The organism is Streptomyces griseorubiginosus, assembly GCF_036345115.1.
Taxonomy (GTDB): Bacteria; Actinomycetota; Actinomycetes; order Streptomycetales; family Streptomycetaceae; genus Streptomyces; species Streptomyces griseorubiginosus_C.
In genome coordinates, this window is the sequence record NZ_CP107766.1 from 6078046 (window position 1) to 6091272 (window position 13227).

General features: G+C 71.3%; 10 protein-coding genes. 8 read left to right on the forward strand and 2 right to left on the reverse strand.

Annotation, left to right across the window (positions count from 1 at the left end; all coding sequences use genetic code 11):
- Nucleotides 1-45: 45 nt before the first annotated feature.
- The 6 genes from OHN19_RS27595 to OHN19_RS27620 all read left to right on the forward strand — a co-directional run bounded on the left by OHN19_RS27595 (nucleotide 46) and on the right by OHN19_RS27620 (nucleotide 8591).
- On the forward strand, nucleotides 46-885 hold the full coding sequence (locus OHN19_RS27595; protein ID WP_330266771.1) for a serine hydrolase: 840 nt from the start codon (nucleotides 46-48) through the stop codon (nucleotides 883-885).
- 198 nt (nucleotides 886-1083) lie between these two features.
- Nucleotides 1084-2109, forward strand: a complete 1026-nt coding sequence (locus OHN19_RS27600; protein WP_330266772.1) for an esterase-like activity of phytase family protein — start codon at nucleotides 1084-1086, stop codon at nucleotides 2107-2109.
- Between the two features lie 66 nt (nucleotides 2110-2175).
- Nucleotides 2176-2772: a hypothetical protein gene (locus OHN19_RS27605; protein WP_330266773.1), complete on the forward strand. Its 597-nt coding sequence runs from the start codon at nucleotides 2176-2178 to the stop codon at nucleotides 2770-2772.
- A 101-nt stretch (nucleotides 2773-2873) separates the two neighbouring features.
- Complete coding sequence (locus OHN19_RS27610) at nucleotides 2874-6578, forward strand: ABC transporter ATP-binding protein (protein ID WP_330266774.1); 3705 nt, start codon at nucleotides 2874-2876, stop codon at nucleotides 6576-6578.
- 73 nt (nucleotides 6579-6651) lie between these two features.
- The gene (locus OHN19_RS27615; protein ID WP_330266775.1) at nucleotides 6652-7041 is read left to right on the forward strand and encodes a hypothetical protein; all 390 of its coding nucleotides are present in this window, start codon (nucleotides 6652-6654) and stop codon (nucleotides 7039-7041) included.
- Nucleotides 7042-7151: 110 nt separating this feature from the next.
- Nucleotides 7152-8591: a S28 family serine protease gene (locus OHN19_RS27620; protein WP_330266776.1), complete on the forward strand. Its 1440-nt coding sequence runs from the start codon at nucleotides 7152-7154 to the stop codon at nucleotides 8589-8591.
- A 24-nt stretch (nucleotides 8592-8615) separates the two neighbouring features.
- Here the strand turns inward: OHN19_RS27620 and OHN19_RS27625 are convergent, their stop codons facing one another.
- The gene (locus tag OHN19_RS27625) at nucleotides 8616-9257 is read right to left on the reverse strand and encodes an LppU/SCO3897 family protein (protein WP_330266777.1); all 642 of its coding nucleotides are present in this window, start codon (nucleotides 9255-9257) and stop codon (nucleotides 8616-8618) included.
- A gap of 133 nt (nucleotides 9258-9390) precedes the next feature.
- On the reverse strand, nucleotides 9391-11211 hold the full coding sequence (locus tag OHN19_RS27630) for a glycoside hydrolase family 3 protein (RefSeq protein ID WP_330266778.1): 1821 nt from the start codon (nucleotides 11209-11211) through the stop codon (nucleotides 9391-9393).
- A 392-nt stretch (nucleotides 11212-11603) separates the two neighbouring features.
- Here OHN19_RS27630 and OHN19_RS27635 point away from each other — a divergent pair, with 392 nt between their 5' ends.
- Together OHN19_RS27635 and aroA are read left to right on the forward strand one after the other, a co-directional pair.
- Nucleotides 11604-11849, forward strand: a complete 246-nt coding sequence (locus OHN19_RS27635) for a hypothetical protein (RefSeq protein ID WP_330266779.1) — start codon at nucleotides 11604-11606, stop codon at nucleotides 11847-11849.
- Nucleotides 11850-11957: 108 nt separating this feature from the next.
- On the forward strand, nucleotides 11958-13223 hold the full coding sequence (gene aroA, locus OHN19_RS27640) for a 3-phosphoshikimate 1-carboxyvinyltransferase (protein WP_330266780.1): 1266 nt from the start codon (nucleotides 11958-11960) through the stop codon (nucleotides 13221-13223).
- Nucleotides 13224-13227: the final 4 nt, after the last annotated feature.

The window sequence follows — 13227 nt, forward strand, 5'->3', positions numbered from 1 at the left end:
CCCCATGCGTACAACCGTTTCCCCGTGCCCGAGAGTCAACTGGGCATGACACGGGGGATATTCAGACACACGAAATGGATCGCGGCCGGTGCGCTGGCCGCCTGCGTCGCCGCCGCCACTCCGGCCGCCGCGGCGACACCGAGCGTCAGCTGCACGTCCGCCAGGGCGGGCCTCGCCGACAAGCTCAAGCGGGACATCACGTCCGCCGTCTCCAACCGCTCGGGCACGATCGCCGTCGGCCTCTACGACCGTACGACCAAGACCACCTGCACCCTGCGCTCCTCCACCGCCTACGACTCCGCGAGCGTGGTCAAGGTGACCGTGCTCGCCACGCTGTTGTGGGACGCGAAGAAGCACAACAGGTATCTGACCACCACCGAGAGCAATCTCGCCAAGGCCATGATCACCAAGTCGGACAACGACGCGACCAGCAAGCTCTGGCGGCAGCTCGGTCTGACCAAGATCAAGGGCTTCCTCTCCGCGGCCGGCATGACCCAGACCAAGCCCGGCGCCAACGGATACTGGGGCCTGACCCAGATCACCGTCACCGACGAGCAGAAGCTGCTCAAGCTGGTCACCGCGAAGAACTCCGTCCTGAGCGACAACTCCCGCGCCTACATCCTGAAGTTGATGGGGCAGGTCATCTCGTCGCAGCGCTGGGGGACGCCGTACGGCCGCCCGTCCGGGGTCTCCTGGCACGTCAAGAACGGCTGGCTGCAACGCTCCACGCACGGCTGGCGGGTGCACAGCGTCGGCACCTTCACCGGCGGCGGCCACGACTACATGATCACGGTGCTCACGCACGGCAACAGCACCATGAACTACGGCATCACCACGATCCAGGGCGTCGCGAAGGTCATCCACAAGGACCTTGCGGCAAGCTGACGCCTGCCGGACTCCAGGGCGTCACCGACCCGCCCTACGGTGACGCCCATGCAGCGGCGGCGCCTCTGGCCTCGGAGGTGCCGCCGGTCTGTTCGCGGACAGCGACCGGCCCAGAACCGCGGCGGATCCGGACATGACGAGCGGGCCCTTCACGACACGGCCTCCCACGCGTCACGAACCCGTCCTAGCGTGACGCCCATGCAGCTGAGAACCGTACTCGCGACCACCACCGCGGCCCTGGCGGCGGCGACCTGCCTGACAGCGGCAGGGCCCGCCGTCGCCTCGGCTCCGGTGAGCCACGCCTGCTCCCCGTCCGTCTCCCTCGACCGTTTCTCCGACGCGCTCGACAAGACGACGTACGACGGCACCTTCGTCGGCAACTTCTCCGCACTCGCGCTGGACCGGGACGGCTCCCTCGCCGCCCTCTCCGACCGCTCCGCCCTCTTCGACCTGGACGCGAGGACCCTCGCGCCGAAGGAGGTCGTCCCGCTCGCCGACGAGAACGGCGCCGCGCTGGACTCCGAAGGGCTGGTGATCGACAAGGACGGCACCCGGCTGGTCACCTCCGAGACCGAGCCGTCGATCCGCCGCTACGGCCCCGACGGGAAGATCCTCGACCGGCTGCCCGTGCCGGCCTCCCTCCAGGTCGCCCCGGCGGGCCGCGCCACCGCCAACCAGACCTTCGAGGGCCTGACCCTCCTGAACGGCGGCCGCACCCTGCTCGCCGCCATGGAGTACGCCCTCTCCGGCGACACGGCCGGCATCGTCCGCTTCCAGACCTGGACGCGCCACGGAAGGACCTGGAAGCCCGCGCAGCAGTACGCCTACCGCACCGACGCCGCCTTCCTCGGCGTCCCCGAGGTCCAGGCCCTCCCCGACGGCCGCCTCCTGGTCCTGGAACGCGGCTTCACCTCGGGCGTCGGCAACACGGTCCGCCTCTACCTGGCCGACCCCCGCCACGCCACGAACACGGCGGACATCGAATACCTCACCGGCCAGGACGGCGTACGCCTGATCAGGAAAACCCTGCTCACGGACATCGCCACCTGCCCGGCCCTCGGCGCCACGGCGAAGCAGCCCCAGCCGAACCCCCTCCTGGACAACATCGAGGGCATGGTGATCACAGGCCGGACCAAGGACCGCCTGAAGGTCCTGCTGGTCAGCGACGACAACCAGAACGCGGCGCAGACGACCCGCTTCTATTACCTACGAGTGCGCGCCTGAGACATTCGCCGACCACGTCAGCGGGTACTGCCCTGTCGGGGCGGCGATTCGAAGGGGGTGGACGTCGTGAGGATCACAAAGGTCATCAGCGGTGCTCTTCTGGCGGCCAGGGCGCTGCACGGCGACGGTACGGCGGTGGCGCGGTATGCCGTCCAACAGGCCTGGCCGCGGTCGCGCGGAGTGCTGGACGTGTACGCCGCGCTGGACCATCCCGGTCCGTGGCTCGCGGAGAAGATCGCGACCACGGACCGGCGTGGGAGGACGCCCACCGCGCCGTCCCCGGAGGCCGCACAGCCGCCGTACGACCCGGAGGCGGCGCGACGGGAGCATCTGAGGGCCCGGCGTGCGGAGCGGGAGGAGGCCGAGAGGGAGCGGACGGCGATCCGTGCGGAGCTCAGGGAGCGGCGGGAGCACGCGCAGGCAGAGGCGGCTCGGCGTCGGCGGGAACAGGCCGTGCTGCGGGCGCGGCTCCGGGAGGCCGAACGGGCGGAACCTGGCCCGGTACCGGAGCTGGACCCCGAGAACGATGTCCATGTATGCCGGTCCTCCCTGAACGGCATCGTGCGGGTCTTCGGCGCGGACAGCCCCCAGGCGTCGAACGCCCGCGGACGTCTCGCGCGCGCCGAGGCGAACGCCAGGAGGGCGACCGGGCCCCGGCCGTGACCCGAAGGATCTCTCGCTTTGTTGCGGAGGGATGAAATCCGCCCCCGCCCGCGTTGGTGTCTTCCGGTAGATCAGGACTGCTGGACGACGGAGGGCACCGCGTGGAACCGCAACGGGGCTGGGCACGACGACTGGCCGGGTACGCCTGGCGGTACCCGAAGGACGTCGTCCTCGCCCTCGGCTCCTCCCTCGGCGGCATGGCCGTCATGGCGGTCGTCCCCCTGATCACCAAGGTGATCATCGACGACGTCGTCGGCGACCACACCCGGGACATGGCCCCCTGGGCCGGTGCCCTGATCGCCGCCGCCGTCCTCGTCTACGTCCTCGCCTACGTCCGCCGCTACTACGGCGGGCGTCTCGCCCTGGACGTCCAGCACGACCTGCGCACGGAGATGTTCGGCACCATCACCCGGCTCGACGGCCGCCGCCAGGACGAGCTGTCCACGGGCCAGGTCGTCGGCCGGGCCACCAGTGACCTCCAGCTGATCCAGGGCCTGCTGTTCATGCTGCCGATGACGATCGGCAACTTCGCGCTCTTCGTGATCTCCCTGGTCGTGATGGCCTGGCTGTCGATCCCGCTCACCCTGGTCGCCCTGGCGGTCGCCCCGGCCCTGTATGTGATCGCCAAGCGCTCCCGCTCCAAGCTGCACCCCGCCACCTGGTACGCCCAGGCCCAGGCCGCCGCCGTAGCGGGCGTGGTCGACGGCGCCGTCAGCGGCGTCCGCGTGGTGAAGGGCTTCGGGCAGGAGGACCAGGAGACCGGGAAGCTCCGCGAGGTCGGCCGCCGCCTGTACGCGGGCCGGCTGCGCACGATCCGCTTCAACTCGAAGTACACCCCGGCCCTCCAGGCCGTTCCCGCCCTCGGCCAGGTCGCGATGCTCGCGCTCGGCGGCTGGCTCGCCGTCCGCGGCCACATCACGCTCGGCACCTTCGTCGCCTTCTCCACCTACCTCGCCCAGCTCGTCGGCCCGGTCCGCATGCTCGCGATGGTCCTCACGGTCGGCCAGCAGGCCCGCGCGGGCACCGAGCGCGTCCTGGAGCTGATCGACACCGAGCCGTACCTGAAGGACGGCGCCAAGGAGCTCCCCGGCGACGCACCGGCCACCGTCGAGTTCGACGACGTCTCCTTCGGGTACGAGGACGGTCGCAAGGTCCTCGACGGCCTCTCCTTCGAAATCCGCCCCGGCGAGACCCTCGCGGTCGTCGGCTCCTCCGGCTCGGGCAAGTCCACCGTCTCCCTCCTGCTCCCGCGCTTCTACGACGTCACGCACGGTGCCGTCCTCGTCGGCGGCCACGACGTCCGCGAGCTCACCCTGGACTCCCTGCGGGCCGCGATCGGCCTGGTCCCCGAGGACTCCTTCCTGCTCTCGGACACGGTCCGCAACAACATCGCCTACGGCCGTCCCGACGCGACCCAGGAGGAGATCGAGAAGGCCGCCCGAGCCGCCCAGGCGGACCGTTTCATCACCGAGCTCCCCGAGGGCTACGACACCAAGGTCGGCGAGCACGGCCTCACCCTCTCCGGCGGCCAGCGCCAGCGTGTCGCGCTCGCCCGGGCGATCCTCACCGACCCCCGGCTGCTCGTCCTCGACGACGCCACCTCCGCCGTGGACGCCCAGGTCGAGCACGAGATCCACGAGGCGCTCAAGCAGGTCATGGAGGGCCGCACCACCCTCCTCATCGCCCACCGCCGCTCCACCCTGAACCTCGCCGACCGCATCGCCGTCCTGGAGAACGGCCGCCTCGCCGACGTCGGCACCCACGAGGAGCTGGAGCGGCGCTCCGCCCTCTACCGCCGCCTCCTCACCGACCCCGACGGCCTGGGCGGGGTCTCCCCGGGCCACGCCCAGCCGGTCGCCGTCCAGGAGGACACCTCCGTACGCGACGAGCTGGACGCCGAGTTCGACGCCGAGCGCGGAGTGACGCCCCGGCTGTGGACCGGTGACCGGGAGCCCAAGGACACAGCCCTGGCCGGCACCCCGGCCACCCCCGAACTCCTCGCCCAGGTCGAGGCGTTGCCCCCGGCCACGGACACCCCGGACATCGACGAGGCCCGCGCGGTCACGTCCGAGCAGTCGTACGGTCTGCGTCGGCTGCTGCGCGGCTTCGGACGCCCGCTGCTGATCAGCCTGGGCCTGGTCGCGGTGGACGCGGGCATGGGCCTGCTGCTGCCGGTGATGATCCGGCACGGCATCGACGACGGTGTCTCCCGGATGGCCATGGCCGCGGTCTGGACGGCGACCCTGCTCGCCCTGCTGTCGGTGCTCGTCCAGTGGGCCGCGCAGATCGGCGAGACCCGGATGACCGGACGCACCGGTGAGCGGGTCCTGTACTCCCTGCGCCTGAAGATCTTCGCCCAGCTCCAGCGGCTCGGACTCGACTACTACGAGCGGGAGTTGACGGGCCGGATCATGACGAGGATGACGACGGACGTCGACGCCCTGTCGACCTTCCTCCAGACCGGCCTGGTCACCGCGTTCGTCTCGGTCGTCACCTTCTTCGGCATCATGGTCGCCCTGCTGGTGATCGACGTACAGCTGGCACTGGTCGTCTTCGCGACGCTGCCGCCGCTGATCGTCGCCACGTACTTCTTCCGCAAGGCGAGCGTGAAGGCGTACGAACTCGCCCGTGAGCGCGTCTCGGTGGTCAACGCCGACCTCCAGGAGTCGGTGTCCGGGCTCAGGATCGTGCAGGCGTTCCGCCGCGAGCGGGACGGCGCGGCCCGGTTCGCCGAGCGCAGCGACAGCTACCGCACGGCCCGCATCCGGGGCCAGTGGCTGATCTCGATCTACTTCCCGTTCGTCCAGCTGCTGTCCTCCGTCGCCGCCGCGGCCGTGCTGATCGCGGGCGCGGGCCGGGTGGACGCGGCGACCCTGACGACCGGTGCGCTGGTCGCCTACCTCCTCTACATCGACCTGTTCTTCGCCCCGGTCCAGCAGCTCTCCCAGGTCTTCGACGGCTACCAGCAGGCCACCGTCTCCCTGGGCCGCATCCAGGAGCTGCTCCGGGAGCCGACGTCCACGAAGGCCGCCGAGGAGCCCCTGGAGGTCCTCTCGCTGCGCGGCGAAGTGGCCTTCGAGAACGTGCACTTCGCCTATGGGGACGACGAAGAGGCCCTGGGCGGGATCGACTTGAAGATCCCCGCGGGGCAGACGGTCGCCTTCGTGGGCGAGACGGGCGCGGGCAAGTCCACGCTGGTCAAGCTGGTGGCCCGGTTCTACGACCCGACGGGCGGACAGGTCACGGTCGACGGCACCGACCTGCGCTCCCTCGACCTCACCTCCTACCGCCACCGCCTGGGCGTGGTCCCGCAGGAGGCGTACCTCTTCCAGGGCACGATCCGGGACGCCATCGCCTACGGCCGCCCGGACGCCACCGACGCCGAGGTGGAGGCGGCGGCCCGCGCGGTCGGCGCCCACGAGATGATCGCCACGCTGGAGGGCGGCTACCTCCACGAGGTCGCCGAGCGGGGCCGCAACCTCTCGGCGGGCCAGCGCCAGCTGATCGCCCTGGCCCGCGCGGAGTTGGTCGACCCCGACATCCTCCTCCTGGACGAGGCCACGGCAGCCCTGGACCTCGCCACCGAGGCCCAGGTCAACCAGGCCACCGACCGTCTCGCGGGCCGTCGTACGACCCTTGTCGTGGCGCACCGCCTCACCACGGCGGCCCGCGCCGACCGGGTCGTGGTCATGGACCACGGCCGCGTGGTCGAGGACGGCACCCACGACGAACTGCTCGCGCTGGACGGCAGGTACGCCGAGCTGTGGCGGACGTTCGTAGGGGAGCCGGTCGAGGTGTCTCGCTGACGGTCGTGCAACCGTCCGACACATGTCGTGCGTCCGTACACCTGTACGCCCGAAAGCTGCGGGAGGGACGGCAGTGAAGAGTGGAGCGATACGGCGGCTGGCGGTGGGGCTGGCCGTGACGGTGGCGGCCGGCGCCCTCGGGGTCGCCGTGCCGGGGCAGGCGCAGGCGGCGGACTCGTCGTGCGAGGGGCGCAAGGTGCGGACGTTCCCGTTCGCCACCGGCACCGTCGAGGTGTACAAGCGGGGCGGCTACGTCTGCGCGATCACCCTGCCCAAGCGCCCCGGCGTACGGCAGCACATGCGGATCTACCTGCGGGCCTACGCACTCCAGCCGGTCGAGGACGTCGGCCGGTACAAGTACCGGGCCGGCCCGGTCAGGGTGCACGCCGGGCAGCGCAAGGTGTGGATCAAGGCCGCGGTAGGGCGGGGCAAGTACGACACCGAGGGCTTCATCCGGCTCTGACGCACAGATTTCTCACAGGGTTTTCCCCATCGAGGTGTCATCTCCCCTGGTGCTCGGGTGAGTTGCGCCGCTAGCGTCCGGCGCACATCTGTACTCACAGGGGAGGGTGCATGCGCAAGGCGCTCAGATGGCTTCTCACGCTGGTCGTGCTCATAGGCACGGTCGGCACGGCGGGCGCGGCCACCGCCGCCGAGCCGGAGGCCAAAGGCACCGGTGCCACCACCGACATCAAGGATCAGCTCCTCGCCGTCCCGGGGATGAGCCTGATCGAGGAGAAGCCGTACACCGGTTACCGCTTCTTCGTCCTGAACTACACCCAGCCGGTCGACCACCGGCACCCGTCCAAGGGCACGTTCCAGCAGCGGATCACCGTGCTGCACAAGGACGTGAGCCGGCCGACGGTCTTCTTCACCGGCGGCTACAACGTCTCCACCACACCGCGCCGCAGTGAGCCGACCCAGATCGTGGACGGCAACCAGGTCTCCATGGAGTACCGCTTCTTCACGCCCTCCCGGCCCGACCCGGCCGACTGGTCCATGCTGGACATCTGGCAGGCCGCCAGCGACCAGCACCGGATCTTCAAGGCGCTGAAGAAGATCTACTCCAAGAACTGGATCTCCACCGGCGGCTCCAAGGGCGGCATGACCGCCACGTACTACGAGCGCTTCTACCCGCGCGACATGGACGGCGTCGTCGCGTACGTCGCCCCCAACGACGTGGTGAACAACGAGGACTCGGCCTACGACCGGTTCTTCCAGAAGGTCGGCACCAAGGAGTGCCGCGACCGGCTGAACGCGGTGCAGCGCGAGGCCCTGGTCCGGCGCGAGTCCCTGGAGAAGAAGTACGCCGAGTACGCGGCGACGGAGGGCTTCACCTTCACCACCGTCGGCAGCCTGGACAAGGCCTACGAGGCGGTCGTACTCGACTACGTCTGGGGCTTCTGGCAGTACAACCTGCTGGCCAACTGCGGCGACGACACGCTGATCCCGCCGAACGCGAAGACCGCGACCGACGACCAGATCTGGACCTCGATCGACACGATCTCCGGGTTCTCCTTCTACACCGACCAGGGCCTGGAGCCGTACACGCCGTACTACTACCAGGCGGCCACCCAGCTCGGCGCGCCGACGATCAAGTTCCCGCACATCGAGAAGAAGTACGTCCGCTACGGCTACCAGCCGCCGCGCAGCTTCGTCCCCCGGGACATCCCGACGAAGTTCCAGCCGTACGCGATGCGGGACGTGGACAACTGGGTGCGGCACAACGCCCGGCACATGCTGTACGTCTACGGCCAGAACGACCCGTGGGGCGCGGAGCGGTTCCGCGTCGACAAGGGGGCGAAGGACGCGTACGTGTTCACCGCGCCCGGCATGAACCACGGGGCGAACGTGGCCGGTCTGGTCGCCGACCAGAAGGCCTTCGCCACGGCACGGATCCTCGACTGGGCGGGCGTCTCCGCCACGGCCGTGACCGAGGCGAAGCCGCTCGCGAAGTTCGACCGGAAGCTGGACGTACGGGACGTGGAGCGGGAGCCCGCCCTGCGTCCGTAGTCCGCCCGCCGCGCCCGGCCGCTTTCACAACGGCCGGGCGCAGCCCACCGGTTGCGGTCCGCCGAGCTGCACGTACAGGGCCGTCGACAGCGGGCACCGCGCGCGCTCGGCGACCGCCTTCATCACCTGGTACTGCGGCTTCCTCGCCCCCTTGCCGTCGCACGGGGTCTCGCGGACCTGCCCGTCGCCCGAGCCGTACACACAGTCCCCGACGATGGTCCGGGGCCCGCCCCCGCCCCCGGGGTCGCCGGGATGCGGCGGCTCCAGGTTGCGCATGCAGGCGTACCCCTGGGGCACCGCCCCGTCGCCGTCCTCGTCGGAGATCTGGCTCTGCGCACTGATGTGCAGCACGAAGTCGGTGGTCGCCGGGCACGGTGGTCCGTCGGCCGTGGTGCCGTCGTGCCGGGCCACGACCCGGGCCGCCGCCCGTTCGCTGGTGCAGGGCACCTCGGTGAAGCTGGCCTTGCCGAAGGAGCTGCACTCGTCGACCGCGAGGAACACCGCGCCGAATCCGGAGGCCCGGCCGGCGGACGGCGAGACCGGGACCGTGGCCCGGGGGCCCTCGCCGGACTCCCCGCCGGCCGCCGACTGCGTACACCCCGTCAGCAGGGCGGCGAGCAGTGCCGTCAGTACGCACACCACCCCCGCGGAACACTTCTCACGCATCGCGATCCCCCCGGACTACCCCCGCCGTCCAGCGTGACCGTCGCGGCGGGGCCACGCCAGACATGTGGGGTCCTTTGCGCCTTTCGGGGGTGTTGTGCGGGTTGTGAGTCGTACGGGAACTACGTCCGGCGCGCTACCGGCCGTACGACAGCCCGTACCCGACCGGGTACAGCACCCGCGCCGGATCGTCGGCGCGCTGTACCGGCACCGGCAGCCTCCCGCGCGGCGCCGCCTTCCCGGCGATCACCCGGGCGGCCGCCCGCAGTTCGACGTCGGTCCAGGAGTAGGTCGCCAAGTACGCCGGCACGTCCGGCAGTCGGGCCACGTCGTAGGGATTGCGGATCGCGATCGCCACCACCGGCTTCCCCAGCGCCACCAGCTGCTCGACGAGTGTCTGCTGGGCGGCCGTGATGTTGTACGTCCCGACGATCACCGCGTCCGCGTCCCGTGCCGCCGCCAGCGCCTGGGCGACGACGGCCGCCGAGGGGGCCGTACCGGTCGACAGGGCGGTCGCCGTGAACCCGAGCCCGGTCAGGGCGGCGGCGAGGACACCGGTGGGCGGGCCCGTCGTGCCGGACGGGGAGGCCGGGTCGGCGCCCAGCACCAGCAGCTTGCGGTGGACGCGCCGGGACAGGGGCAGCAGCCGCTGCTCGTTGACCAACAGGGTCGTGGTGCGCTCGGCGATCCGGTCGGCCGCGGAGAGATGGGCCCGGGTGCCGACGGTCCGCGAGACACCGGCCTGACTGACGTACGGCTCCTCGAACAGCCGCAGCCGGGCCTTGAGGCGCAGGATCCGCAGGATCGACTCGTCGAGCCGCGCCTCGGTGAGCTCTCCCTCCCGTACGGCCGTCAGGACCGCGTTCCACGCCACGTCCAGGGAGGGCGGGTTGAGGAGCTGGTCGACACCGGCCTTGAGGGCGAGGACGGGGACGCGGTCGTCGCCGTACTTGGTGCGCACGCCCTCCATGCCGAGGGAGTCGGTCACGACCACTCCGTCGTAGCCGAGTTCGCCGCGCAGGATGCCGGTGAGGATCGGGTGGGAGAGGGTGGCCGGGTCGCCGGAGTCGTCGAGGGCCGGGAACTGGATGTGCGCGGTCATGATCGAGTCGATGCCGGCGCGGATCGCGGCCCGGAAGGGCACGGCGTCGAGCTTCTCCCACAGCTCCCGGCTGTGGGTGATGACCGGGAAGCCGTAGTGGCTGTCGACGGCGGTGTCGCCGTGTCCCGGGAAGTGCTTGGCGGTCGCGGCGACCCCGGCTCCCTGGTACCCGGAGACCTCGGCGGCGACGAGACGGGCGACCTGCTGCGCCTCGGAGCCGAAGGAGCGGACGCCGATGACCGGGTTGGCCGGGTTGACGTTGACGTCGGCGACCGGGGAGTAGTTCTGCCGGACGCCGATCGCCCGCAGCTCCTGCCCGGCGATCCGGCCGAGGGTGCGGGCGTCGGCGCGTGACCCGCCGGCGCCGACGGCCATCGCGCCGGGGAACAGGGTGGCCGGGGCGCCGACCCGGCAGACGATGCCGTGCTCCTGGTCGGTGGAGACGAGGACGGGCAGGCCGCGGGGCTGCTGGAGCGAGGCCTTCTGGATGCCGTTGGAGAGGTCGGCGATCTGGTGCGGGTCACGGGTGTTGTGCGCCCAGGTGAAGTAGATGATCCCGCCGACCCGGTACTTCGCGATCATCTCGGCGGCCGTACGGACGCCGATCTCCTTGAGGTTGGCGTCGATGTCGGCCTGGTCGGGGGCGGTGGCGGAGTGGCCGTAGACCCGCATCACGAAGAGCTGGCCGACCTTCTCCTCCAGGGTCATGCGGGAGATGAGGGAGCGGAGCTTCTGGTCGAGCTTCTGGTCGTGCTTCTTGGCGTCCTTCTTGTCGTCCGCGTGCGCGGTCCCGCCGACGGCGAGGGCGGTGGTGACGCCCGCTGTCGCGGCGAGGACGGTACGTCTGGAGGGCACGTGCGCTCCTTCCGGAGGTGATCCGCTGAAGGAAACTTCCGAGAAGTCACCAATAACCGGGAAGTTTCTGCCAGTCAAGGGAGTGCACAGTAACGCGGTTGACGGCTTTCGTCCGGCGAGGGCGCCGCCATCGGCGCTGTGGAGGGGGGCGCGCCGATGGCGGCGTGTGCTGCCGGCCGCAGTACGGAGGAGAGGGTTGGTCAGCGTTCGCAGCCAGCAGCGAGGCCGACGCCGTACCGCGGTGACTCTCCGGCAGCTTGCGCATTGGACGAGCGGGGGCGGGACGGGGTTCCCGGCTGCGGCCCGATTTCCGGAAGTTGGTGGGGCAGGGGCCAACGGGACGGATGAGCCGACCCGTTGGGGCGACCGCGTTCCCGTCGTAGGGTCGGTGCATGAGCCAGCTGCTGCCGCTCCTGACCGTGCTCGCCGGTCTCACCGTGACCCTGGCCGTGCTCACCCTGCTGGCCCGCCACGTCCGCCGCCGCGGGACGGCGGGCGCCGGCCTGCGCGGGGCCCTGGCGGCCCACGACGAGGTGTGGCACGGCACGGCGGCGGACTCGTACTGCGAACTCCAGGTGCAGACGGACCGCAGGGCGCCGCTGCCGGACGACCGGTGGCGGCGGCGGGTGGGGCGGTGAGGGCAGTTCCGTTCGACATCGACAGGTCCGGGTGAGTCGGGACGCGGGGCGGGTCCAGTTCGTGGACGTTCCGGCGTCGGAGTCCGGTGCGGGGCGATCATGAGGGGTATGCCCGTCGACACGTCCGCCCCGCGGTCCCTCGCCCTGCCCGGCTCGAAGTCCATCACCGCCCGCGCCCTCTTCCTGGCCGCCGCGGCCGACGGGGTGACCACCCTCGTCCGCCCGCTCCGCTCGGACGACACCGAGGGCTTCGCCGAGGGCCTGGTGCGGCTCGGCTACCGGGTCGGCCGCAGCCCCGACGCCTGGCAGGTGGACGGCCGCCCGCAGGGACCCGCGGTCGCCGAGGCGGACGTGTACTGCCGGGACGGCGCGACGACCGCCCGCTTCCTGCCCACCCTCGCCGCCGTCGGCCACGGCACGTACCGCTTCGACGCGTCCCCGCAGATGCGCCGGCGCCCCCTCGCCCCCCTGAGCAGGGCCCTGCGCGACCTGGGCGTGGACCTGCGGCACGAGGAGGCGGAGGGCCACCACCCCCTGACCGTGCGGGCGGCCGGGGTCGACGGCGGCGAGGTGACCCTGGACGCCGGCCAGTCCTCCCAGTACCTCACCGCGCTCCTGCTGCTCGGCCCCCTCACCCGCCGGGGCCTGCGGATCCGCGTCACGGACCTGGTCTCGGTGCCGTACGTCGAGATCACCATCGCGATGATGCGGGCGTTCGGGGTGGAGGTGACCCGGGAGGGCGACGTCTTCGTGGTGCCGCCGGGCGGCTACCGCGCCACGACCTACGCGATCGAACCGGACGCGTCCACGGCGAGCTACTTCTTCGCGGCCGCCGCGATCACCCCGGGCGCCGCGGTGACGGTGCCCGGCCTCGGCACGGACGCGCTCCAGGGCGACCTCGCCTTCGTGGACGTCCTGCGGCGGATGGGCGCGGAGGTGACCGTCGGCGCCGACGCCACCACGGTCCGGGGGACCGGCGAACTGCGCGGCCTCACCGTCAACATGCGGGACATCTCCGACACCATGCCGACCCTCGCGGCGATCGCCCCCTTCGCCTCCGGACCCGTCCGCATCGAGGACGTGGCGAACACCAGGGTCAAGGAGTGCGACCGCCTGGAGGCCTGCGCCGAGAACCTCCGGCGGTTGGGCGTGCGCGTGGCCACGGGCCCTGACTGGATCGAGGTCCACCCGGGCACGGCCGCCTCGCCCACGACCGCGATCACGACGTACGGCGACCACCGGATCGTCATGTCCTTCGCGGTCACCGGCCTGCGGGTGCCGGGTATTTCGTTCGACGACCCGGGGTGCGTACGGAAGACTTTCCCCGGTTTCCACGAGGCGTTCGCGGAGTTGCGCCGAGGCATCGGGGGTTGATGAG

Bases quoted from the DNA above. Each gene is read 5' to 3' on its own strand.
- OHN19_RS27635 (WP_330266779.1), top strand. From the start codon at position 11,604: ATGAGCCAGCTGCTGCCGCTCCTGACCGTGCTCGCCGGTCTCACCGTG.
- OHN19_RS27595 (WP_330266771.1), top strand. From the start codon at position 46: ATGACACGGGGGATATTCAGACACACGAAATGGATCGCGGCCGGTGCG.
- OHN19_RS27625 (WP_330266777.1), bottom strand. From the start codon at position 9,257: ATGCGTGAGAAGTGTTCCGCGGGGGTGGTGTGCGTACTGACGGCACTG.
- OHN19_RS27620 (WP_330266776.1), top strand. From the start codon at position 7,152: ATGCGCAAGGCGCTCAGATGGCTTCTCACGCTGGTCGTGCTCATAGGC.
- OHN19_RS27600 (WP_330266772.1), top strand. From the start codon at position 1,084: ATGCAGCTGAGAACCGTACTCGCGACCACCACCGCGGCCCTGGCGGCG.
- aroA (WP_330266780.1), top strand. From the start codon at position 11,958: ATGCCCGTCGACACGTCCGCCCCGCGGTCCCTCGCCCTGCCCGGCTCG.